21 protein-coding genes are annotated in these 23474 nt (G+C 58.5%); 9 read left to right on the top strand and 12 right to left on the bottom strand.

Annotation, left to right across the window (positions count from 1 at the left end; translation table 11 throughout):
- Positions 1–98: 98 nt before the first annotated feature.
- Complete coding sequence (locus ACZ5RI_RS09660) at positions 99–1556, top strand: alpha/beta hydrolase-fold protein (protein ID WP_464511990.1); 1458 nt, start codon at positions 99–101, stop codon at positions 1554–1556.
- 54 nt (positions 1557–1610) lie between these two features.
- Here ACZ5RI_RS09660 and ACZ5RI_RS09655 read toward each other — a convergent pair whose 3' ends face one another.
- Genes ACZ5RI_RS09655 through ACZ5RI_RS09640 form a run of 4 tightly spaced genes read right to left on the bottom strand, consistent with a single transcriptional unit; the run spans position 1611 to position 4655 of the window.
- Positions 1611–2612, bottom strand: coding sequence for an alpha/beta hydrolase fold domain-containing protein (locus ACZ5RI_RS09655; protein ID WP_464511987.1), 1002 nt, complete (start codon positions 2610–2612; stop codon positions 1611–1613).
- Between the two features lie 14 nt (positions 2613–2626).
- The gene (locus ACZ5RI_RS09650) at positions 2627–3124 is read right to left on the bottom strand and encodes a CinA family protein (protein ID WP_464511983.1); all 498 of its coding nucleotides are present in this window, start codon (positions 3122–3124) and stop codon (positions 2627–2629) included.
- Positions 3121–3573, bottom strand: coding sequence for a phosphatidylglycerophosphatase A family protein (locus ACZ5RI_RS09645; RefSeq protein ID WP_464511979.1), 453 nt, complete (start codon positions 3571–3573; stop codon positions 3121–3123). Before ACZ5RI_RS09645 ends, ACZ5RI_RS09650 begins: the two co-directional genes overlap by 4 nt.
- A complete protein-coding gene (locus ACZ5RI_RS09640) occupies positions 3570–4655 on the bottom strand; it encodes a bifunctional 2-C-methyl-D-erythritol 4-phosphate cytidylyltransferase/2-C-methyl-D-erythritol 2,4-cyclodiphosphate synthase (RefSeq protein WP_464511975.1) in 1086 nt (361 codons plus the stop codon). Before ACZ5RI_RS09640 ends, ACZ5RI_RS09645 begins: the two co-directional genes overlap by 4 nt.
- Before the next feature lie 311 nt (positions 4656–4966).
- On the opposite strand from ACZ5RI_RS09640, the gene ACZ5RI_RS09635 reads away from it, so the two are divergent.
- From ACZ5RI_RS09635 to hflX, 6 genes are all read left to right on the top strand, one after another.
- Positions 4967–6022 carry a two-component system sensor histidine kinase NtrB gene (locus ACZ5RI_RS09635; protein ID WP_464511971.1) on the top strand — a complete coding sequence of 352 codons (1056 nt, stop codon included), beginning with the start codon at positions 4967–4969 and terminating at the stop codon, positions 6020–6022.
- Positions 6015–7460: a nitrogen regulation protein NR(I) gene (gene ntrC, locus ACZ5RI_RS09630; protein ID WP_464511968.1), complete on the top strand. Its 1446-nt coding sequence runs from the start codon at positions 6015–6017 to the stop codon at positions 7458–7460. The genes ACZ5RI_RS09635 and ntrC overlap by 8 nt, the downstream gene beginning before the upstream one ends.
- Before the next feature lie 244 nt (positions 7461–7704).
- Positions 7705–9945, top strand: a complete 2241-nt coding sequence (locus ACZ5RI_RS09625; RefSeq protein ID WP_464511964.1) for a sensor histidine kinase NtrY-like — start codon at positions 7705–7707, stop codon at positions 9943–9945.
- Positions 9935–11329 (top strand): nitrogen assimilation response regulator NtrX, encoded by a 1395-nt coding sequence (gene ntrX / locus ACZ5RI_RS09620; protein ID WP_464515582.1) that lies wholly within the window; start codon positions 9935–9937, stop codon positions 11327–11329. The genes ACZ5RI_RS09625 and ntrX overlap by 11 nt, the downstream gene beginning before the upstream one ends.
- Before the next feature lie 137 nt (positions 11330–11466).
- Positions 11467–11715, top strand: coding sequence for an RNA chaperone Hfq (gene hfq / locus ACZ5RI_RS09615; protein WP_464511959.1), 249 nt, complete (start codon positions 11467–11469; stop codon positions 11713–11715).
- Positions 11712–13085: a GTPase HflX gene (gene hflX, locus ACZ5RI_RS09610; protein ID WP_464515581.1), complete on the top strand. Its 1374-nt coding sequence runs from the start codon at positions 11712–11714 to the stop codon at positions 13083–13085. Before hfq ends, hflX begins: the two co-directional genes overlap by 4 nt.
- A 56-nt stretch (positions 13086–13141) precedes the next feature.
- Here the strand turns inward: hflX and mazG are convergent, their stop codons facing one another.
- Together mazG and ACZ5RI_RS09600 are read right to left on the bottom strand one after the other, a co-directional pair.
- Entirely contained in the window at positions 13142–13960 is an 819-nt protein-coding gene (gene mazG / locus ACZ5RI_RS09605; protein ID WP_464511954.1) for a nucleoside triphosphate pyrophosphohydrolase, read from the bottom strand.
- A 79-nt stretch (positions 13961–14039) separates the two neighbouring features.
- The gene (locus ACZ5RI_RS09600; protein ID WP_464511950.1) at positions 14040–15338 is read right to left on the bottom strand and encodes a DUF2264 domain-containing protein; all 1299 of its coding nucleotides are present in this window, start codon (positions 15336–15338) and stop codon (positions 14040–14042) included.
- Positions 15339–15562: 224 nt separating this feature from the next.
- Between ACZ5RI_RS09600 and ACZ5RI_RS09595 the strand changes: the two genes are divergently transcribed.
- On the top strand, positions 15563–15955 hold the full coding sequence (locus ACZ5RI_RS09595; RefSeq protein ID WP_464511947.1) for an RNA polymerase sigma factor: 393 nt from the start codon (positions 15563–15565) through the stop codon (positions 15953–15955).
- Positions 15956–15977: 22 nt separating this feature from the next.
- Here the strand turns inward: ACZ5RI_RS09595 and ACZ5RI_RS09590 are convergent, their stop codons facing one another.
- Together ACZ5RI_RS09590 and ACZ5RI_RS09585 are read right to left on the bottom strand one after the other, a co-directional pair.
- Positions 15978–16988 (bottom strand): glycoside hydrolase family 43 protein, encoded by a 1011-nt coding sequence (locus tag ACZ5RI_RS09590; RefSeq protein ID WP_464511943.1) that lies wholly within the window; start codon positions 16986–16988, stop codon positions 15978–15980.
- Positions 16989–17020: 32 nt separating this feature from the next.
- Positions 17021–19030, bottom strand: coding sequence for a rhamnogalacturonan lyase (locus ACZ5RI_RS09585; RefSeq protein ID WP_464511939.1), 2010 nt, complete (start codon positions 19028–19030; stop codon positions 17021–17023).
- A gap of 513 nt (positions 19031–19543) precedes the next feature.
- Between ACZ5RI_RS09585 and ACZ5RI_RS09580 the strand changes: the two genes are divergently transcribed.
- Entirely contained in the window at positions 19544–20077 is a 534-nt protein-coding gene (locus tag ACZ5RI_RS09580; protein WP_464511935.1) for a hypothetical protein, read from the top strand.
- A gap of 74 nt (positions 20078–20151) precedes the next feature.
- Here ACZ5RI_RS09580 and ACZ5RI_RS09575 read toward each other — a convergent pair whose 3' ends face one another.
- The 4 genes from ACZ5RI_RS09575 to tmk are packed head-to-tail and all read right to left on the bottom strand — an operon-like array spanning position 20152 to position 23473.
- Positions 20152–20973: an MBL fold metallo-hydrolase gene (locus ACZ5RI_RS09575; protein ID WP_464511931.1), complete on the bottom strand. Its 822-nt coding sequence runs from the start codon at positions 20971–20973 to the stop codon at positions 20152–20154.
- On the bottom strand, positions 20970–21749 hold the full coding sequence (locus ACZ5RI_RS09570) for a TatD family hydrolase (protein WP_464511927.1): 780 nt from the start codon (positions 21747–21749) through the stop codon (positions 20970–20972). The genes ACZ5RI_RS09575 and ACZ5RI_RS09570 overlap by 4 nt, the downstream gene beginning before the upstream one ends.
- A gap of 5 nt (positions 21750–21754) precedes the next feature.
- Positions 21755–22810: a DNA polymerase III subunit delta' gene (locus tag ACZ5RI_RS09565; RefSeq protein ID WP_464511924.1), complete on the bottom strand. Its 1056-nt coding sequence runs from the start codon at positions 22808–22810 to the stop codon at positions 21755–21757.
- Positions 22811–22837: 27 nt separating this feature from the next.
- Positions 22838–23473 carry a dTMP kinase gene (gene tmk / locus ACZ5RI_RS09560; RefSeq protein ID WP_464511920.1) on the bottom strand — a complete coding sequence of 212 codons (636 nt, stop codon included), beginning with the start codon at positions 23471–23473 and terminating at the stop codon, positions 22838–22840.
- Position 23474: the final 1 nt, after the last annotated feature.

Raw genomic sequence — 23474 nt, 5'->3', positions numbered from 1 at the left:
GACACACGGCCTGTATTCGGTACCATATCTACAAATAAGGCCCGATAGCGTTTTGCTCACGGACCGCTTCTGTTTCACCAGCGGATGAGGACCCAGACATGCCCCACTACTCCAGACGCAATTTCCTGTCATCAGGTGTTGCCCTAGCTTCGGTGACGGGGCTTTGTTGGCAAGCGGCAAGCGCCCAGGGTGGCACTGGCTTCATGGCGGCATCGACCATGCCGGGCGCGTTTGACAAACCGATGAGACCGGGCCTGCAAGGCATAACAGCGGTCAGCGAAGTGACCGGCGGCGGCGAGAAGATCTATGCCATCGCGGCGCGCTACGATACCAATATCGCCCCCGCCAGTCTGTCGCTGGATAGCTATGCTGCGGCTGTCGTCCCCGCCGCTGACGGCTATTTCCCCGGCATGCCTGCGGGGCCGAGCAAGGATGGCACGTCTAAGCCTGCCGTGCCGCGCGCTGCCGTAGCGGTCTACACCAATTCGTCTGCGGCCCGGCGCAGTGACCGCACCAGCGTTCCCGGCCCTTACGTGATCGCCGAATTCGCCCATAGCGAGGATCTCAGTATCCCCACCACCGACAGCGACAAGGTCACGCTTACACAGGTGAAGGACGTGCGCACCGCAAAGGGCGCAGTTTATGCTGCCACCGACAAGGTGTGGAGCAACGCCGGGCGCCGCGGCAATGCCGTGAGCATCCCCGACATCGATGGTTGGGAACAGAACCATTGGTGGTGGGATGACAGCCGCGCGGCCTGGCTGGAATACAGCATCTATCTGCCGAAATCCTTCCTCGCACCGGGTGGCGAGAAGAAATCCTACCCGCTGATCCTGGCCATCACCCATTCCGGCACAAGCTATGACGGCACCTGCGAAGAGACCCTGACCGAGACCTGTATTGCCAGCATCTGGGGTATGCCCGAGCAGCAGGCGCAGGAAGAATGTGTTGTCATCACTCCGCGCTACGAACGCACGACGATGAACGACTATTGGGAGCACACCGCCGATGTCGAGAACACCTACCGGCTGGTGCAGTCCCTGCTGAAAAATACGTGGAATTACGCCAACCCGAACCTTGCTGACCGCCGCGACAAGGTGCTGAAGATTGACCCGAAGCGCGTCTATTGCACCGGCTGGTCGATGGGGGCGATGACCTCGCTCTGGCTGATGGCCAGACATCCCGAAACCTTTGCCGCCGGTCTGATCATCGCGGGCCAGCAGCGGCCCGAGGATGTCGTTACCCTGGCCGATCAGAAGCTACTGATCATCACCGGTTCCGAGGATGCTAAGGCCACTCCGTGGAACGAAAAATGCGTGCCGGTGTGGGAAAAGGCCGGTGCAAAGGTCACGCGTCCAGGCACACTGCTGGACCCGGCGCTGATCTTTCCCGTGGGAGATCAAAAGAAGCTGACATCCGAGGTTGATCACTATCTCGGGCAGGGGGGTAACATCACCTTCCTAACCTTCAAAGGTGTCGATCACATGGGATCGGCGCGAAAGTTTTTCTACATCAAATCCGCCCGTGACTGGCTGCTGCGTCAAGCCCGGACTTAAACCATCGTCAGGGGCATAAAACTTCTGCCCCTGACGCATCCGTTCCTGCACGCCTTACGGCATCTCGCTTGCGGTATATTTCAGGTTACGATCCAAAAATGTGAAAACTCGGTCAAGGTTGGCAGGGTCTTCAAACTGTGGTCCGCCATGGCCCGCGCCATAGAGCACCATATGGGTAACATTGCCGGTGCCGACGACCTTTTTCAGCGCCAGTGTCAGATCGACATGTTGCTGCGCGGGCACAACGGGGTCCGCCGTGCCGTTCTCGATGAAGAACGGGCAGGTGTGTGACGAAATATATCCTGTCGGATCGGCCAGCTTGGCTTTGTCGGGATAGGACGAAACCGCAAAGCCCATATAGCGGGACTCGGATGAATCTTTTGAGCCATGCTGCATATGCTGGGTTATGCCCGCCTGTTCAAACTGATCGTCCATCGCGGCAAAATCGGTCGGCCCATAAAAATCGACCACGGCCTGCACATCACTGGGCTGGGCGGCATTGCCCATGGCGCGGTTTTCCAGCGCTTCAACCCCGGCAGACGTGCCCAATAATGCCGCCAGATTGCCACCGGCGGAATCGCCCCAGGCGGCCATGCGTGAGGCTTTCAGATGATATTGCTGCGCGTTGGCGCGCAGGAAACGCACCGCGGCCTTGATGTCATAGATCGCGGCAGGAAACACCGCCTCGCGGCTTAAGCGATAATTGACGCTGACCACGGCATAGCCACGGCTAAGGCCGGTCAGCTGCGGATTAACCTCGCCCGTGCGTTTGTCGCCGCTATCGAAACCGCCGCCATGAATGGCGATGATAACCGGAAATGGCCCGGTTCCGGTATCGGGCAGATAGATGTCGAGCTTTTGTGCCGGCGAGGCGTTGGCATAAACAACGTCCAGCCATTGCTGCTTAACACCCTGCGTATTGATCGGTTGTGGCTTGCCCATCGGGGCAACATCCGCACCCTTTACATTGGCGGGGGGAAGGGACTGGCCCCATATCGGGGCGGTCATCAGGGCAAAGCTTGCGGCGAAAAGACGGGTGAAAATCCGTGTACGCACCGTTATTCTCCCAGTTACGGGAATAACGCATCCCGTAACATCGCTAGCGCGGCCTCCACCGTGGCTAGCCTTATAGCGCTTCGGCTTTGATTGCCAAAGCGACATTCACGGTGGCTGATGGCAAAACCTTTACGCCCGGCCGCGATATGCACCAGCCCAACGGGTTTTTCATCGCTGCCACCACCGGGGCCAGCAATACCGGTCACTGCAACCGCTACATCAGCGCGGGAATGCATCAGCGCCCCGGCCACCATGGCACGTGCGGTTTCTTCCGACACCGCACCGAAGCGGGTCAGTGTGTCCTGCGGCACGCCGATCATCTCCACCTTCGCCTCGTTGGCATAGGTGACAAAGCCGCGTTCGACCACATCAGACGAACCGGCAATCTCGGTCAGCAGCCCGGCGATCAGCCCGCCCGTGCAGCTTTCCGCCGTGGCAATTTTAAGGCCGTGTGCGCGGGCCTCGGCCAGCACGGTTTCCGCCATATGCTCAAGCGCCGGAGAGAAGATCATTTCACGAACCCCGCTTGCGTGAAGATGAACACCGCCATCGCCGCCATGATCCCGGCAACAATATCATCGGCAATGATGCCAAGGCCGCCGGGCAAATGCTCGGCCACATCAACCGGCCAGACTTTGCGGATGTCGAAAAAGCGAAACAGTGCAAAGCCCGCGACAAAACCCAGCAACGTCACCGGTGCCACCGACAAGGCAATCCATTGCCCGGCCACTTCGTCAATGATGCAGGATTTCGGATCTTCAATACCGCATTCTTTGGCATAGGCACCGGCAAAGTAGATTCCGATCAGGCCGACAATCAGCCCCGCCGGGGCCAGCACCCAGGCACCGTAATGCACCGCAATCGGCCACGCGATCAGTGCCGCCAGCAGGCTGCCCGCTGTACCGGGGGCATAGGGGCTTTTACCGACAACCAGCGTGGCCAGAAAGGCGTTGATGCTCACAACCGCACCGTTGCACTGGCGATAGCGGCAATGCCTTCACGCCGCCCGGTAAAACCAAGCCCTTCGGTGGTGGTGCCTTTGACCGAAACGCGGTCGATATCGATATGCAGGATTTCTGCCAGTCTGGCCCGCATGGCCTCGCGGTGCGGGCCAACCTTGGGGCGCTCGCAAATAATGGTCACATCGCAATGGACGATGGCACCGCCCTTAGCCTTGACCCGCTCGTTGGCGTAATCGAGGAACTTCCATGACGGCGCACCGCGCCAGCGTTCATCCGTGGGCGGAAAATGCGAACCAATGTCGCCATCAGAAATCGCGCCCAGCACGGCATCGGTCAGCGCATGCAGTGCCACATCGGCATCGGAATGGCCCAGCAAGCCTTCGGTATGGGGCACCGAAACGCCACACAGCCAGACCTGATTGCCATCGGTGAATTTGTGCACGTCATAGCCGGTGCCGGTGCGATATTCAGACATTTCCTTCCCGGCGAGCAGATTTTCGGCCACAATAAAGTCCTTCGGTTGGGTTACTTTCATATTGATTTCGTCGCCATCGACCGCGACCACTTCCAGCCCCGCCAGCTCGGCCAGCGCCATATCATCGGTCACTTCGGTGTCGGCAAAGCGCCGGTGCGCCGCAAGGATCTTGTCGAAATGAAACCCCTGCGGTGTCTGGGCGCGCAATAGCCCGTCACGCGGCACCGTCACCCATTTGCCGCCGTCGAGCTTGCGTAACGTATCAGCCACTGGCAGCAACGGCACGGCGGCGTCGTGGCTTTTCAGCGCGTCGATCACGCCGTCGATCACAGCCTGCGGCACCAGCGGGCGGGCGGCATCATGGATCAGAACGATATCGGGGGCAGATGCGGCCAAAGCCTCCAGCCCCAGCCGCACGGTTTCCTGACGGGTCTTGCCGCCGGTCAGCGGGGTGGGCAGGGCCAGCCCCGCTGTTACATCCTGATACAGCGCTTCCTGATCGGGGCCGATCATAACCTGGATAACGGCGTCATCGATGCCCGCAAAGGCGGCAATCGAACGGGTCAGAATCGGTGCACCTTTCAGCAGGGCATATTGTTTGGGCACGATCCCGCCGGCTCTTTCGCCTTTTCCCGCGGCCACAATTAAGACGGCTATACGCATTGCCACTCCCGACTCGTTGGGTTTTGTGTTGCGAGCTTTGTCGTAGAGCTGCCCGCGCCAGACAATAAGAATATTTGCCTATGTATTTTCGCCGCAGTGACGTTTTTTTCTGGGAAACGCAGCCAATGGCTGTTGCACACATTCTCATCATAGATATATGATGCCTAAGTATTGTGCATGAGGCGTTCGTGGCTGATTTTTTAAAAAAGCAATTAGATAGTCCAGCACCCGGGCAAATTGTAGGGTCTCTGCCGATGCCGATACTTGTTATCAGCTCGGACCAGAAATTTGCCTTTGTCAACCAGGCTGCAGAACAGTTTTTCGACATGGGGGCTGGCCTTTTGACGCGCCAGAAGCTGGCGGACGTCATTCCTTTCGGCAGCCCGATGTTTTCCCTGATCGAACAGGCACGGGAACGCGGCGGCTCGATCGCTGAGCGCAATGTCGATCTGTCGACCCCGCGTCACGGCGAACGCCATGCCGATCTGACCATCACCCCCCTGCCAGACAGTGACGGGGCGATCCTGATCACACTGCAGGAACGCAGTCTGGCCCAGCGCATCGACCGCCAGCTGATGCATCGCGGTGCGGTGCGCTCAATGCATGGCATGGCGGCGGTGCTGGCGCATGAAATCAAGAATCCGCTGGCGGGTATTCGTGGTGCGGCGCAATTGATTGAAGAACACCTGCCGCCGAACGAACGCGATCTGACCCAATTAATTTGCGAAGAAACTGATCGTATCCGTGCCCTGATCGACCGCATGGAAACCTTTGGTGACACCCGCGCCTTGCCGCGCAATCCGGTCAATATTCACGAGGTGCTGGGCCGCGTGCGCCGCATCGCCGAAACCGGCTTTGCCAAGGATGTCAGCTTTATCGAGGCGTTTGACCCCTCCTTGCCGCGGGTGGCGGGTGACCGCGATCAGCTTATTCAGGTCTTTCTCAATCTGGTACGCAATGCCGTTGATGCCCTGCCCGAAACCGGCGGCGAGATCACGCTGACCACGGCATATCGCCCCGGCGTCCGCTTAGGTTCGGCGGTTTCGGGCGAGCGGTTAAGCCTGCCGCTCGAAGTTACTGTGCGCGATAACGGTTCCGGCATTCCGCCCGATACCCAGCCCTATATTTTCGATCCCTTTGTCACCACCAAGCGCACCGGCTCCGGGCTGGGGCTGGCATTGGTGGCCAAGATTATCGGTGACCATGGCGGCGTGATCGAATGTGAATCCGTGCCGCGCCGAACCGTTTTCCGCATATTGTTGCCCATGGCCGCGCAAGCGGCTGAAGACCAAGGACCGACCCATGCTTGAGAGCACCATTCTGATTGCCGATGACGATTCTGCTGTTCGCACGGTGCTCAACCAAGCTTTGGGCCGTGCCGGATATAATGTGCGCACCACCGGCACCGCGGCCGGGCTGTGGCGCTGGGTTGCTGCTGGCGATGGCAATCTGGTCATCACCGATGTGGTGCTGCCCGACGAAAACGGTTTTGACCTGATCCCACGCATCAAGCGGGCCCGTCCTGATCTGCCCGTGGTGGTGATGAGCGCACAGAACACCATCCTCACCGCCATTACGGCTGCCGAACGTGGCGCTTTTGATTACCTGCCTAAGCCGTTCGACTTAAAGGAATTAACCGCGGTGGTGCAGCGGGCACTGGCCAGCCCGCAGGGGCGGGTCGACATGACCGCCGAACCCGGCGAAGACCGGCTGCCGCTGATTGGCCGTTCGGCGGCGATGCAGGAAATCTATCGCGTCATCGCCCGGCTGACCCAGACCGATCTGACCGTGATGATCATGGGGGAAAGCGGCACCGGCAAAGAGCTGGTCGCAAAAGCTCTGCATGATTACGGTAAGCGCCGTCACGGCACCTTTGTTGCCGTGAATATGGCCGCCATTCCGAAAGAGCTGGTCGAGAGCGAGCTGTTTGGTCATGAGCGCGGCGCCTTCACCGGGGCCACCAACCGCGGCATTGGCCGGTTTGAACAGGCCGAGGGCGGCACGCTGTTCCTCGACGAAATCGGCGATATGCCGCTGGAAGCCCAGACCCGTCTGCTGCGCGTGTTGCAGCAGGGTGAATACACCACGGTGGGGGGGCGGGTGCCGATCCGCACCGATGTGCGCATCATCGCCGCCACCAACCGGGATTTGCGCCAACTGATTCAGCAGGGCCTGTTCCGCGAGGATTTGTATTACCGCCTCAATGTCGTGCCGCTGCGCCTGCCGCCCTTACGGGAACGTGGTGACGACATCGCCGATCTGGCCCGCCACTTCCTGCGCAAGGCCGAAGACGAAGGCCTGCCGAGTAAACATCTCGAACCCGAAGCGCTCGATCTGCTGCGCCATCATCGCTGGCCCGGCAATGTGCGCGAGCTGGAAAACCTCATCCGTCGCCTGGCCGTTTTGCAGTCTGGTGATACGATCACCGGCGAAGCCGTTGCGGTGGAGCTGAAAGAGCCTGCCCAATCGACCTCGACCAAGGATGAAGAAGGGCCGCTGACCTTAAGTGCCTCGGTTGAACGCCATCTGATCAAATATTTTGCCGAATATGGCGATCGGCTGCCGCCGCCCGGCATCTATGACCGGATTCTGGAAGAGGTCGAGCGCCCGCTGTTATCGATCTGCCTGGGGGCCACGCGGGGTAATCAGATTCGGGCCGCCCACTTGTTGGGGCTTAACCGCAACACCTTGCGCAAGAAGATTCGCGATCTTGGTCTGGAAGTGATCAAGGGACTGAAATCGGAATAGTCCTAAAACGCACATTTTTACTGCAAAAGCCGCTATATTGCCGCCTTAAAGGGCAAAAAAGCGGCTTTTGTATGATATTGACACATGTGTCAAAACATTATTGTAAAAATGCACCGCTGCATTCTTGCAACAAGTAGCTATATAGCTACACTCGATCAAAATCGAAACAGAGTTTGCAGAGTGTTACCTCTGCACGACAGCGAGTGGCATGGTCTTTAAAAAGCACTCAAGGCTTCTGGCTAAATTGAACCAACAGGTGGGGCAGGGTATTGCCGGCCCTTCGTGGCTTGCGCTGCTGGTAGCTCTGCTGGTGGTGCTGTCCGGGGTGCTGACCTATGGCGTAATTACCGGGCAACTGCCCTTTACGCCAACACCGGCCGTCCTGATCAGCCTGTTGATGGTCAATGTCAGTCTGGTCCTCATTCTGCTGGGCATGATCGGCTGGCGTTTTTTGCTGTTGTGGCGGGAACGCCGTTCTGGCCGGGCCGGGGCGCGGCTGCATGCCCGACTGGTCGGCACCTTCAGTACCATTGCGGTATTACCGGCTATTCTGGTCGCCATTTTTGCCGCCGTTACACTGAACCGGGGCGTTGAAGCCTGGTTCTCCTCGCATGTGCGCACGGCACTGGACGGTGCGGCCAATGTCGCCCGGCTCTATATGCTGGAGCGCGCCAACGGCATCTATAAAGACGCCGACGATATTTCGACCGGCTTGCAGAACGACACGCGCATCATCGATCTGAAGGCGCAGCGGGTTGACGTGCCGCTGATGATGCTGCGACTGGAGGAAATGACTAAGGACCATGGTCTGCTGGCATCCTTCATTGTCGACAGTAACGGCGTTATTCTGGCCAAATCAAAACCCAAAAAGCTCGACGATCCCAAGCCGCCCAAACCAGAAGATATCCAGCAGGCCGAGCAGGGCGTGACCGTCATCGGGGTTGACCCGGAAACCGGCATCGTCTGGGCGCTGATCCATTTGCGCGCCTTAAAAGACGCCAATCTGCTGATCCAGCGCTATGTCGATCCCAAGGTGTTCAATTATTACCTGCGCACCAAGGACGCGGTCAGCGAATATCGCCGGCTGGAGGGGGATCGTTCCCGCTTCCAGTTATTGTTCGCGGCCTTCTATGGTGTGGTTTCGCTGGTCATTCTGCTGGCGGCAATCTGGCTGGGCCTTACCGCCGCCAACCGGCTGGTAAGGCCGATCTCGCGCCTGATCGATGCGGCAGGCCGGGTGTCGGAAGGCGACCTCAAAGCCCAGGTCGAGGTCGAAAATGGCGACGATGAAATTGCCATGCTGGGCAAAGCCTTTAACCGCATGACCGAACAACTCGACAGCCAGCATAACGCGCTGGTTGATGCCAGCCGGCAAATCGACGAACGGCGCCGGTTTACCGAAACCGTACTGGCGGGCGTTTCCGCCGGGGTGATCGGTCTGGATGCCGACGGCAATCTGACCATCGTCAACCGCGCAGCCGCACGGCTGCTCAATGCCGCCCCTGACGAGTTGGAAGGCCAGCATTATTCGGAAGCCATTCCGGAAATGGCCGCACTGATCCGTCGCGCCATGCAGGAACCCTCGGGCCGGGCCGGTGGCGAGGTCAGCGTCAAACGCGATGGCACGGCACGCGCCCTTAATGCGCAGGTGGTCAGTGAACGCGGTGCCGATGGCAGTGGCTATGTCGCCACCTTTGACGACATCACCGATCTGGTTTCCGCGCAACGCACGGCGGCCTGGGCCGATGTCGCCCGCCGCATTGCCCACGAAATCAAGAATCCGCTGACCCCGATCCAGCTTTCAGCCGAACGGCTGAAACGCCGCTATGGTCGCCAGATCGAAACTGATCGTGAGATTTTCGAGCAATGCACCGACACCATCATCCGTCAGGTTGGTGATATTGGCCGCATGGTGGACGAGTTCTCGTCCTTTGCCCGCATGCCAAAGCCGGTGATGCGGCGCGAATGTGCCCAGGAACTGATGCAGCAGGCGGTGATCCTGCAGCGTGAGGCCCATCAGGCGATACATTTCGAAACCGATATGCCCAAGAAAATGCTCTATTTCGAGGGTGATGGTCGGTTGGTGGCGCAGGCACTGACCAACATCGTCAAAAATGCGACCGAGGGCATTGAGGCCCGCCTTGACAAGGGCGAAGACGATACGCCGGGGCGCATTCATGCCGCCATCGAGGTCACCGACAAGCATTTGCAATTTCGGGTGACCGATAACGGCATCGGCTTACCGGCGGAACAACGGCATCGCCTGACCGAACCCTATGTCACCACCCGGGTTAAAGGAACAGGTCTTGGCCTCGCCATCGTGCGCAAGATTATGGAAGACCATGGCGGCGAGATTTTACTCGAAGATGCCGGCGAGGATGGCGGCGCACGCGTTATTCTGGCGTTTCCGTTGGCCGTAATGAAGACAGAAGCCATGATTGAAGGAGTTGCGGATGAACAAGCAAAATCCACCGATCGCGTCTGAAATTCTTGTCATCGATGACGAGGAGGATATCCGTGATCTGATCGCCGGGATTTTGAGCGACGAAGGCTTTGAAACCCGCACCGCCGGTGACAGCGATGGGGCCCTGGCCGCGATCCGCAAGCGCCGTCCGCAATTGGTGGTGCTAGATATCTGGCTGCAAGGTTCCAAGCTCGACGGCATTCAGGTGCTCGACGCCATCAAACGCGAACAGCCCGATCTGCCCGTGGTGATGATCTCGGGCCATGGCACCATCGAAACCGCGGTTTCGTCGATCAAAAAGGGCGCTTACGACTTCATTGAAAAGCCGTTCAAGGCCGACCGGCTGATCCATGTCGTGGGGCGTGCACTCGAAGCGGCCCGCCTCAAGCGCGAGGTTCAGGAACTGAAGCTGAAGGCAGGTGACGAGACCGAGATGATCGGGGCCTCGACCGTGATGTCACAGCTGAAACAGGCAGTCGAAAAGATTGCCCCGACCAACAGCCGGGTTTTCATCTCCGGCCCGCCAGGTTCGGGCAAGGAAATGCTCGCGCGCCTGATCCACGCCCATTCACGCCGTGCCGGTAACGCGTTTGTAGCCATCAACTGCGCCACAATGGAGCCGGATCGCATCGAGGCCGAACTGTTCGGCACCGAACCTGCCGAAGGGCCGCGCAAGACCGGCTTGCTGGAACTGGCCCATAACGGCACGTTATTCCTCGATGAAATCAGTGATATGCCGCTGGAGACCCAGGGCAAAGTCCTGCGCGTGTTGATTGATCAGACCTTTACCCGTGTCGGCGGCACCATCCGGGTGCAGGTTGATGCCCGCGTGATCAGCGCCACCGCATCGGACTTACGCCAGCTGATCGCTTCGGGGCAGTTCCGCGAGGATCTCTATCACCGCCTGAATGTCGTGCCGCTGCGCGTGCCGTCTTTGTCCGAACGGCGCGATGATATTCCTCAGCTGGTCGCTCATTTCATGAAACGGCTGTCGGCAGCGTCCGGCCTGCCGACGCGTGAAATTGGCGATGACGCCATGGCGGTACTGCAGGCCCATAACTGGCCGGGCAATGTCCGCCAGCTGCGCAATGTGGTCGAGCGGTTGCTGATCCTGGCCACCGACGATCCGGCCCAGGCAATCTCGGCAGACCTGCTGCCCTCGGATCTGGGCTCCGGCTCAGCATTGAGTGGGGCAGGTAAGGGCGATCTGGTGATTTCACTGCCGCTTCGCGAAGCCCGCGAAATCTTCGAACGGGATTATCTGATTGCTCAGATCAACCGTTTTGGCGGGAACATTTCCCGCACGGCGGCCTTTATCGGAATGGAGCGCTCGGCCCTGCACCGTAAGTTGAAGTCGTTGGGGGTTGGCCCAACCGGTACCGGCCGGGACAGCTTTATTCCATAGGTTTATCAGCGCAAGCGATCATCCAGCCAGATCGAAAAGTGGTTTCCTATCGGCAGGATAATGCTCTATGCTGCGGGGCACTGCCGCCAGCCCCCTATATTTTCAATGGCGGCCAAAAATGAGACGGGTAAAAATCAATGAGCGAAAAACAACAAAACCTGCAAGACACCTTTCTGAATGCCATTCGCAAGGCCAAGCTGCCGGTCACCATCTTTCTGGTTAATGGTGTCAAGTTGCAGGGCAATGTAACGTGGTTTGACAATTTTTGCGTTCTACTGCGCCGCGATGGGCAGGCCCAGCTGGTCTATAAGCATGCGATTTCGACCGTCATGCCGATGGGCCCGGTCCAGTTGCAGGAACAGGAAATCGCGGGAGATATCGCATAAGTTCCGAAACTGACGAAGACGACAAGGCCGTAGATGCCATTGAAATTAAACTTAGCACGGCCTTCGTCGTACACATCGAACCGAAAAACCAAAAATCAGGCGAAACCGCCGAACGCGATGCAGCGCAACGGCTGGCAGAAGCTGTCAGCCTGACGGCTGCCGTTGGCGTAACAGTCAGCGCTGACTTCATTGTACCGCTGGCCCGCGCAGTACCCGCAACCCTGATGGGGTCGGGTAAGGTAGACGAAATCGCCGCCGCAGTGCGTGGCCTGGGACCCGAGCTGGTGGTGGTCAACGCCCAGCTATCGCCGGTGCAGCAACGCAATCTCGAAAAAGCCTGGAACACCAAGGTGCTCGACCGCACCGCGCTGATCCTGGAAATCTTCGGCGAGCGTGCCCGAACCCGGGAGGGCCGTTTGCAGGTCGAACTGGCGCATTTAAGCTATCAGCGTTCGCGTCTGGTGCGGTCCTGGACCCATCTGGAACGTCAGCGTGGCGGCTTCGGCTTTCTGGGCGGCCCCGGTGAAACCCAGATTGAAACCGACCGTCGCCTGATTGGCGAACGGTTGGCCAAGATCCGGCGCGAGCTGGAAGGGGTTAAACGTACCCGCCATCTGCAACGCAAGGCGCGCAAGCGCGTGCCATTCCCGGTGATTGCGCTGGTCGGTTACACCAACGCTGGCAAATCGACTTTGTTCAATACGTTGACGGCTGCCGAGGTCTTCGCCAAGGACCAGCTGTTTGCCACGCTTGATCCCACCATGCGGGGCTTGAAGCTACCCGGGGGAACCCGCGCCGTGCTGTCCGATACGGTGGGCTTTATTGCAGACCTGCCGCATGAACTGGTGGCAGCCTTCCGCGCCACCCTGGAAGAGGTGCTGGAAGCCGACATCATTGTCCATGTCCGCGACTGCTCGCACCCCGAAAGCGAGGCACAGAAGACCGATGTGCTCGACGTTCTGGCTGAGCTTGGTGTTGAGCCGGGACAGGGGCGCCCCTTTGTCGAAGTTCTCAACAAAATCGACCTGTTAGAGCCCGACGTTCGTAATGGTTTATTGGCCCGCAGCGACGGCCAGAAGGACAATAAGGGTGCTTTGGGCGATGATCCCGTGCCGGTTTCTGCCCGTACAAGCGATGGATTGGACGCCTTCCTGCGTCAGCTCGAAGCGATACTTACCAGCAGCAACATCAACTTCCGTCTCAACCTCGATTCCGGTGATGGCGAGGGGTTAGCCTGGGCGTATCGCCATGGCCAGGTGTTGGAGCGCGCGTTTGGTGCCTCGGGCGAGACGATCCTGCGCCTTGGCGCCCATCCGCAGGAAGCCGAGCGCTTCGAACGCAAGTTCCTCGGAAAGATCGAACGGGTATAAGGGATTGCGGGCTGTACCTCATAAGGGGAAGCATCTTTCCCTTATGAGGCCGCCGGTTATTTCTCCGTCAGCTTGGCTTCTTGCCACAAGGCTTCCATTTCATCCAGGGAAGCCTGCTCCAGACGGCGATCCTGTGCTTTAATATTCCGTTCTATGTAATTGAAACGACGAATGAATTTTGCATTTGCGCTACGCAGGGCCTTTTCCGGATCGACCTTCAAGTGCCGGGCCAGATTGGCCATGACGAAGAGCAGATCGCCGACCTCTTCCTCGATATGGGCCTGATCGGTGCCATTGTCGGCGGCCTCGACCACCTCGGCGGCTTCCTCGGCGACCTTGTCGAGCACCTTGCGGGCATTATGCCAATCGAATCCAACGGCTGAGGCACGCTTCTGCAGCTTGGCAGCGCGCAACAGCGCGGGCAGGGCACGGGGCACATCGTCCAGAATGCTCATCTCGCGGGCCTGACGCTCGCGTTTTTTGAGCGCTTCCCAGGCTTCGGTCTGGGCGGCGGAATCTTCGGGTTTGTCTTCCGTGCCGAAAACATGGGGATGGCGGGCGATCATTTTGGTGACCAGTCCTTCGACCACATCCCCAAAAGAAAACAGCCCGAGCTCCTCGGCCATGCGGGCGTGGAAGACGACCTGAAACAGCAGATCGCCCAGCTCTTCTTTGAGATGGTCGGTGTCGCCATCCTCAATCGCACCGGCAACCTCATAGGCTTCTTCAATGGTGAAGGGCGCCACGGTGGCAAAGGTCTGCTCGCGGTCCCACGGGCAGCCGGTCTCTGGATTACGCAAAGCCCGCATCAGGGCCAGCAAGGCTTCGATATCCTGCGAGGGATGAATGTTTTGGGGCTTTTCAGGATTCGTCATAGCCGCATTCAACGGGGTGCATTAGCGTAACGCAAGAGCTTCAGCGCCCCGATCTATGCGATATTGGGGGAATCTCTGGTTAATCTTTTAGGGCATGATCCCGCGGGAACGGGGTGTTGGCGTAGGCGCGTTTGCCTGTCCATGGCTGTGGGGGCGCGGTCCAGAAACTGTCGTCAGCCGCCAACCCAAGAGGCAGGAAACTTTCCCCGGTCACATACATGCTGCCGCTGTTGCTGTAGCTGTCGGCAATTTCCGGCCGGTGCCCGACGAACCCCAGGGTCAGGAAACCATCCGGGGTGAAGTTGTCGGCCGCGGAAAAAATCCTGTGGTGTACGGCGGACAGCGCGGCACGCACCTGCCCCTCGGGCAGGCTGGGCGGGAGCTCCTTACGCCAGCTCAGAAGTGCCAGCGGCTGAAACACAGCCGTGCGATAGGTCGTTGACCGCCCCAGCGGCGGGAATGTGCCCTCCGGTGAAACCATTCTCTCAAGAACTTCAGAGAAACGCTGGCAACGCTGAACCGCAAGATCATAAAGATCCTTGGTTCGTACCCCGTTGATGCTGGTATGCGTTTTAACCAGCACCGACAGAATTTCGATCAGCATCGGCTGAATAACATAGGCATTATAATAGTCTGTGTGAAAGCGTTCCCCGTCACTGTACCAGCCATCGCCGACATACCATTCGTTGATCTTGCGCACAGCAAGGTTGATGCGCATCGGGTCGTAATCCTCGCCGATGGACAGCAGAAACGCTTCATTCATTGCCGCAAACAAAAGCCAGTTGGTGTATGGCGGGTCCACCCGGCGCAGCCCCTTCAGCTCGGTCACAATGTGTTTCTTGGTCGTGCTGTCGAGTGGATGCCACAGCGCGTCCGGTGCCCGCAGCAAGGCATTGGAAAAATAGGCGGAGTCGACCAGCGGCTGCCCTTCCTTGCGCCACAGAAAGTAATCCGGGCTTTTGGGATTGACGCTGTTGGCATATCCGGCCAGCGCCCACTGACGCAGTGTGTGCCGGCGCTTTCCTTCCGCATCGGCGGTATCCGGCAAGCTCAGCCACGGCGCAAGGGACGACATCAGCCGCCCGAAGCATTCAAGGTAAGCCACATCCCGGTTGCGGCCATCCCATATCGGGCTGGTTTCCACCACCATGGTCTGTTTGAGTTTTCCAACCGCAATCTGCGACAAAACCGGGCTGGCGAAGCGATACAGCAGATCAGACCAGTATGCCCGTGTATCCGGGCAGTCATGCGCTGTCAGCACAGGCTTGGTGTCGGAGCGGTCTCGTGCGGAAGCCTCGGTCATGGCCCCGGCGAGGGCCAATCCCCCCATCGCACCGGTTTTCAGAAACTGCCGTCTTGGCATGGTACTTTGTGACATTATTTTTCCTCCCCGCTACATAAGACGGATCGACTGTGGCTATCCTGCGATTTATACAAATTTAAAAGACCGCAAATATCCTAGGATTATTTCTGTCAAAACGTCTTTTAATAGACAAGCTTTGCGGAACGGATGGCTCGGCCAGCCGCAGGGCAGGGGAAACGTCAATCAGGCCGTCATAAAGCTCAAAAGAGCTATTGCCGGATTTTCTGCCTGGAGGGGGAATGGGAGGGCAGGTTTCAACCGCCGAAAAAGCGGATCTGGACAACTGGTTTGTCCGGCAGGTTCTGCCGCACGAAACCGTACGGACCAGATTTTTGTTACGAAACTGGCGGGCGGCAGATGAGGTGCCAGACATTTTGCAGGAGGTGTATGTACGCATTTACGAGGCCGCGACGCAGAAACGCCCCAATGCAGTAAAACCCTTTTTATTTGCTGCAGCACGGAATCTGATGATTGATCGGGTTCGGCATATGAATGTGGTTTCCATCGAAGCTGTTGCAGATTTTGATAACCTGATTGTTGAAGATGAAAACCCGTCTCCGGAAATGCAGGCACTGGCGCGGGATGAATTAAACCAGTTGCGTAAAGCCTTAGAAACGCTGCCGCCATGGTGATGGATTTGTCGCCCCATTAGAATTAGGGAACTACGGATGGGGCGGGACCAACGCGCTGGTTCAGGACCGTGAAGTGGCGCAACGTGCCAGAACCGACAAGTTCTGTTTTCGGCGACCAGGTCCTGAAACCGTCATGGCTGTCCGAATACCAGTTCTGTTTGACCATGTAGGCGTCGAAATAGATCCGCCAGCCGCCATCAGGCAGACGGGTCAAAGCGGGGCCTTCGAAAAACTGCCCCCAGCCGGCCCAATCGCCAACACCGACCATGGTCCATGGACCGTCGAGCGATGTCGCGGTCGCATGCTCGATGAACTTGGTCGTCTCGTTCTTGATGAAGCTGTGATAGGTCGCACCGACCTTGACCACAAAACTGTCAATATAATTGGGACCAATCCCGAGCGGTTTCGGCGCGGTCCATGCGCCCAGCCCCGCATCGGTCGCCGTGATACGATAGGGTTCAAATGTACCTTGTGGTCCCGACTTGCCGATTGTCAGGATGATATTGACGGTCCCATCGCTGTCGATAAACCATTCGGGCGCCCATACCTGGGTCACGCCGGGAACCGGAACATCAATATTGCAGACGAAACGCCAGTCCAGAAGATCACGGCTGCGGGCAAGCCCGATGGTTTGTCCTGACCAGCCGGTGGTGTAGGTGACATAATACCAGCCATCCGTATGCTTCATCACGCTCGGGTCACGGATGAGGTCCCCCTTAGGTGGACTATAGGCTGGCGCTTTTCGCATAAAGAAATGTGCACCATCCGCACTGTCATAGACGTTCATAGCCGACTGGCTGGCGTTGGTGAACGCCGTCATGACATAGGCCGACTGCGTCGCGGGTGGGGCTTCTGCGGGCGCAACCGGAACATCCTTAAACGGATGCGGAACCGAGGCGGGCGTCATGGTCGCCAGAAGCGCCGCACTGGGTGCGCCGGGGGCGGTATCCATAGTTTCCGCCAGCGCCGCTGATGACGCCGCAGCCAGGGACTGGATGGCGGTAATCACAAAGATGATTTTTCGAACGTCCATTTCCTTACCCATACGGCTGGAAAAAAGCCGCGTTACTTACTGTCAGCACGGCTCGAAACTACCTTGCGGGTGATGATCTCAGGAACCGGTGGCGTCTTCATACCTGCACCAAGATAGAAGCTCGGATAGGGCGGCTGATTGTACGCGGTGTTCTGCCAGGCAATGGCGACGCGGTATTGTGCATCCTGCATCAACGTCACCAGACGCCGGGGCGTGGGGTAGGGCGTGGTGTAGATGCGTAAGAATTTTTCGTCCGGCGTGTGCCACACGACTTCTTCGCGCCAGTCACCAAAAATATCCGCCGAAACCACAGGCACGTTTTTCGTTCCGGTGGTTGCCAGCGCGCCGGTTGCCTCAAGCAGCACATGCGATTTACCGGTCGTCCAGTCCCACTTTGTGATCTTGTTCCGGTCGTACAGTTCGCGCAGGTCGTCGCCATCCCACCAGACCGCAAAACTCAATTCCTTTGGGCGCACAACACCTTCAATGGGTTTGCCCTGAGCCGTATAGAGAATGTCGCTGTTGCTGGCCCACGCTTCGGAGCCCGGAAATCTCGGATCGATGTCCGCGGTCACCGCCCGCCCGGTATCGCTATCCGACGGAGTGCTCCATAGGATTTTGCCGGTACGGGCATCGAGCATGGCCGAACCGATGCCGCCATTATGGCGCAAATCCTCATGAGAGCCGAATTTCTCCAACCCAGGACGGGTAGGGTCAAGATCCCCGACCGCCATCGCATCGCCGTGCCCCAGCCCCGAACTCCATAAGCCCTTGCCATTGTCGTCCACGGCCATTGAACCATAGATAATCTCGTCCCGGCCATCGCCATCTACATCGGCGATGCTGAGCTGATGATTACCCTGACCGGCGAATTTCTCGTTACCCGGCGCCGAACTGTCGAAACCCCAGCGCTGTGTCAGCTTGCCGTCCCGAAAGTCCCAGGCCGCGATGGTGCTGCGGGCATAATAGCCGCGCCCCATGATGATGCTGGGACGCTGCCCGTCGAGATAGGCGGTGCCCGCCAGAAACCGGTCAGATCGGTTGCCATAGCCATCGCCCCAGATCTCTTTCATCTGAGCGGGGGTTGGCGCATCGGTGCGCGGATCACGCGCCGGCCAGTAAGGTTCGCTCGCCAGCACCTTGCCGGTCTGGCCGTCGAACACCGTCAGATATTCCGGGCCTTTCAGAATACGTCCTTGTAAAGGGGCAACCATCTTTCCATCTGGATTGACCCGGCCACCGGTACGGTCCGTAGACGAGACTTCACCACCGGCTTCACGCCAGTCGGCATTCGGGTCGCCAAGTACCTTGCCAGTGCCGTCAACCGTCCCGTCGCTGGTCCGCACCGCCAATTCCGCACGCCCGTCACCATCATAGTCATAGACCTGAAATTGCGTGTAATGGGCACCGGCGCGGATATTGCGCCCAAGATTGATCCGCCACAGGCGCTTGCCGTCCAGTGTATAGGCATCGATATAGACCGGCCCGGTATAACCATCGAAGGCATTATCCCGGGCATTGGACGGGACGGTGACGGGCTGTTTCGTCGGATCGACAGGATCCCATTTCAGGATAATTTCATAGCGACCATCACCATCCAGATCAGCGACACTGGCCTCGTGCGCGGTATAGGTATAGGCCTCGCCAGCCGGCGTAATGCCCGCAGGTGGTTGCTGAATGGGGATGCTGAGATACCCCTCGGCCCAGACCGGAACAGGCTTGCTGGTCTCGATATCCTTCCCCTTGAGGCGGGTTCGGATCACATAAACCGACTGCGGCGTCCCATTTTTGTCGACAAGGTTCGTGCCACCGGTCAGCGGTTTGGCATTGAGCTTCTGACCATCCCGATAGACATCGAACTGAGTACTTGGCGCGTCCGTCGCCAGCAGGCGCCAGCTCACCAGATTGCCGCCATCTATGGCCGGTACGGCCACCGCGCCACGGTCGAGCGCCTCCATCCAGCGCGGTGCTGCATCCGCACACCCCGCATACACGGCGATCAAGGAAACGGCGAGGGCGGCTCGAAGGGGAAAACGCACCATAGAAAATCAATCCTTCAGTAGATCGGGCCTGCCGTCACACTTATGCGACTTTGCCCATATTCCTGTCGGGGATTAGATAGTGCCGGGCGCTGCACTCGCGTCAACCGAAAAGTATTACAATTGACAATATCGTGATTGATAATGCGCACTAATGAATAAGTAATTTCATTTATTTGCGCGATAACAGTCAAATAGGGTTACCACCAATTTCAATATATGCACCTGCAGTTGAACATAACTGTATGGCGTTCCGTAGTCATAAATTACGTATAAGATATATTATGGGAAATTATTACAAGCCGGATGACTGGTTTCAGGCGCTGCCAACCAGAAAAATCAGCCATTCTTCACAGGATCTTCAATTCAATTGCGCTTTTTCAAGCCCAAAATCCGGACCTGTGACACAGGTGGATGTCTTTTTAGGGCTATATCGTATCGAAAAATCACTTTCTTAACCTAAACATTACCGTTTTAGGGATAAGAGCAAGGTTCGATATTCGTAAGGTGTTTACCATGAAAGCTTGTCGTCTTTGGGCCGCTGCTGCGGTGCTGGGTGCCGTACAATTCCTGGCGGGCTGTGCCGCGGATGAGCCTCAAGTGTTTTCACCCTACATCGAAGACACCTTTCGGGTCTGGCAAGGCACGGGTCCATCTAACCTCATGGGGCAAGCGTTTTACAAAATGCCCAGCGGCCGGCTGATTTCCTGTGCCGGCAGCAAGGTCACGCTGCTGCCAGCCAACGGCTACAATGTCGAATCCGAAACCAGTATCGGTCTGGGCAAAGGGCTGCCGGAAAATTACAATCGCTCGGCCCTGAAGTTCAGCCACACGACCCTGTGTGATGGCAGTGGCCGTTTTTCCTTTGAGAAACTCCCCAACCAGAACTGGATCGTCATGATCCATCTTTCCTGGCAGGAAGCTGGTGGCTTAACCTCGTTCGGAAGCAAAGAAGATAAAGGCGGCACGCTGTTTCAGGAAGTGCTGCTGGATGTCGGCGACAATAAAATCATCCTGTCCAACCCGGACTTTGTCGCTGATCAGCCCTGACATTATATATAGCCGCGAACAGAAGCCTCATGCAGTGATATCGGCATGAGGCTTTTTCTTTTTTAAACAGCCAATTACAGTGCGGTCTCAATCACCATACCGTCATAGGCTGGCTCAATGCCCTCAGGCAGTTCACGCCGTAGCGTTTCGTAATCCAGATCGACGTGTAGATTGGTCAGCACCGCACGCTTTGGTTTGACCCGGGCAATCCATTTCAGCGCTGTCTCGACATTGGCGTGGCTGACATGCGGCGTATAGCGCAACGCATCGACAATCCAGCATTCCACGCCCTGAAGCGCTGCGAAAGCATCCTCGTCCAATGCGTTGACATCACTGGAATAAGCTACGGGGCCAACCCGAACGCCAAGCGACCGGATCGCGCCATGGCTTTGGGCAAAGGTCCGAACGGGAAGGGCACCCCCTGCCCCGTTTATAACGAAATCTTCGAAAGGTTCCGGCAGCACATGCAGCCGTGCAATCGGCGGATAGTAGCTGCCGGGCAGCTGGGTGAAGCAATAAGCAAAGCGCGCCGCCACACCATCAGCAGTTATGCGGTCCGTGTAAACATCCACCGGCTGCTTGGTCAGATGATAGACCAGACGAAGATCGTCGATTCCGTGCAGCTGGTCGGCATGCTCGTGGCTTAAGACCACGCCATCCAGATTGGTCACCCGCGCCATCAGAAGCTGCTCGCGCATATCCGGCGAGGTATCGACCAACATACTGGTGCCACCTGCCCCACCTAGCTCGAACAAGGCCGAACAACGATGACGGCGGTTTTTCGGATTGTTCGGATCGCACGCCCCCCACATCCCCGCACCATCAGGCCCGCCCAGCCGTGGCACACCGCCAGAGGAGCCAGAACCTAAAATCGTCGTTTTCAACACCGCACTCATGCTACCGCCTTACGGAACAGCCGGAAGAAATTATCATTTGTGGTCAGCGCCAGCACCTCCGGCGTAACCCCCTTGATTTCGGCCAGTTTGGCCGCCGTATGCACCACGAAAGCCGGTTCGTTGCGCCCGCCGCGCTTGGGGATTGGTGCCAGATAAGGCGCATCGGTCTCGACCAGCAGCCGGTCGAGCGGCACATCACGCAAAATCTCCACCAGCGCGTCGGCTTTCTTGAAGGTGGCGATACCCGAGACCGAGATATAGAAGCCCAGCTCCAGCGCCGCCTCGGCCAAAGCCCGCCCGCTGGAGAAGCAATGCAGCACGCCGGTGAACGGCCCGGCAGCCATTTCCGCCCGCAGCACGTCCGCAGTTGCTTCGTCGGCAGCACGGGTATGGATGATCAGCGGTAATCCGGTTTTACGTGCCGCCGCAATATGATGGCGGAAGTTCTTCATCTGATCGTCGGCCGTTTCGGGGCTGTAGAAATAGTCCAGCCCGGTCTCGCCAATCCCAATCACACGCGGATGATCGCAAAAAGCTTCGATCTCTTGCGGCCCGCTTAAGGTATCCGTCAGGGCATATTCGGGGTGGATACCGACCGAGCACCACAGGTCATGCTTTTCGGCAATGGCCAGAACTGGCGGAAACGTGGTGAGCTTAGTGGCAATGGCCAGCATACCGCCAACCCCAGCCGCACGGGCACGGGCCACCACATCATCGACATCATCGGCAAACTGTTCGGAATCCAGATGGCAGTGGCTGTCTATAATCTTCGGCATAATCCTCACAACATCCCAGCCCGCCGCGAAGCCCCGCTCAAATGCCGCGCCGTACCCAGCAGCAACTGGCGTGGATCAAGATGCAGCGCCCCGGATCGGGCAAATCGGGCGGCAATCTCTTCATGGGCTTTAAGCCACGGGCGCAAATCCGATGTATCGGTCAGCGCCCGGCTACGAATACGGCGGCTCAACGATTGCAACAGAAAATCGCCCAGCATGGTCTGGCCATCAGCAATGCGGCCAACCTTCTCGGCCAGCGTATAAAGTGCCGACACGTTGGGCACCTTGGCTTCGTCGATCAGACGATTGGCGGCATCGGCCAGCATCAACCCATCGCTGCCCGCCAGCCGCAACGCGGCACCCAGCGAGCCACCGGACAGCGCGATCAGACCACCGCGTTCCTCGGCCGGAATATCAGGGGCGAGATTTTTCAGCTCGGCATCCATCGCGGCATCACTTAAGGGCCGCAAGGCTATCTTCTGACAACGCGACCGAATGGTGGGCAGCATCCGCCCCGGCGCATGGGCCAGCACCAGGATCATGGCGCGGGCCGGGGGTTCTTCCAGCAATTTGAGCAAGGCATTGGCGGCGGCATCATTCATATCGTCGGCGGTGTCGATCAGCGCCACGCGCCAGCCCCCTGCCCCTGCCGTCATGCCGAAGAAACTGCCCAGCTTACGCACCTCGTCAACCGACAAGACCGTCATTGGCTTGCCGGTATCCGGGTTGACACCCCGGCGCAGCACCAGAAGGCCGGGATGTGATCCCGCTGCAATCAATTGGGCATCATGAAGATTTGGCGGCACCGACAAATCCGCCGGGCCTTTATCCGTAGCGCCATAGGCCAGCAGATAGCGCGCGACGCGGTACGCCAGCGTCGCTTTGCCAACACCGGGCGGACCACTGATCAGCCAGCCACCGGGCGGCAGACCAGCCCGGATCGCCCGCGCCATCACCGACAGCGGCCCGTCCTGACCAATCAGGCGGTGTGTCAGACGCGGATGCAGCGCTTCCTCGACACAATCGAGGTGTACCGGTTGCTGTACCGCCTTTTTGGCCATATCGTCAGAAATCCGCCTGTAAAACGCTTATTGCAGCCCGAACTTATCGGCCACGGCTTGCCATATAGAGGCCGATACCTCGTCCACCGCCGGGTCTGCCGGGATAACAACATAGCGTTCGCGACCGCGGCGGGCCAATTCGAGATAACCCTGCCGCAGTTTCTCATGAAAAGCGACGTCGAATTGCTCGAACCGGGTTTCGTCATCGCCGCGCTTCTGGGTGCGCCCAAGGCCGACTTCGACCGGCAGATCCAGCACCAGGGTCAATTCCGGTTTAAAATCCGCGATCGAAACCGATTCAATGCGCCGGATGGTTTCGCGATTAAGGCCGCCACCCGCCCCCTGATAGGCATAGGTCGAGTCCGAAAAACGGTCGCACAGCACCCATTGTCCTTCGGCCAGCGCCGGTTTGATCACCCGTTCGACATGATCGTGCCGGGCGGCATAGAGCAGCAAAGTCTCGCTCAGCGGATCCCAGCGGCCCGGCGCTCCGGTGACCAGCAGGTTACGGATATCCTCGGCCCCGGGCGAACCACCGGGCTCACGCGTCAGCGTCACGGCGACGCCACGTGCTTCAAGGGCGGCGGCTAACGCTTTGATCTGGGTCGTTTTACCCGATCCGTCGCCGCCTTCGAAGGTGATGAAATGGCCCGGAATTGCCATG

This window comes from Micropepsis pineolensis (assembly GCF_055392125.1).
Note: the sequence above shows the minus strand (reverse complement) of the source record. Positions and strands in the feature narration are given on the sequence as shown.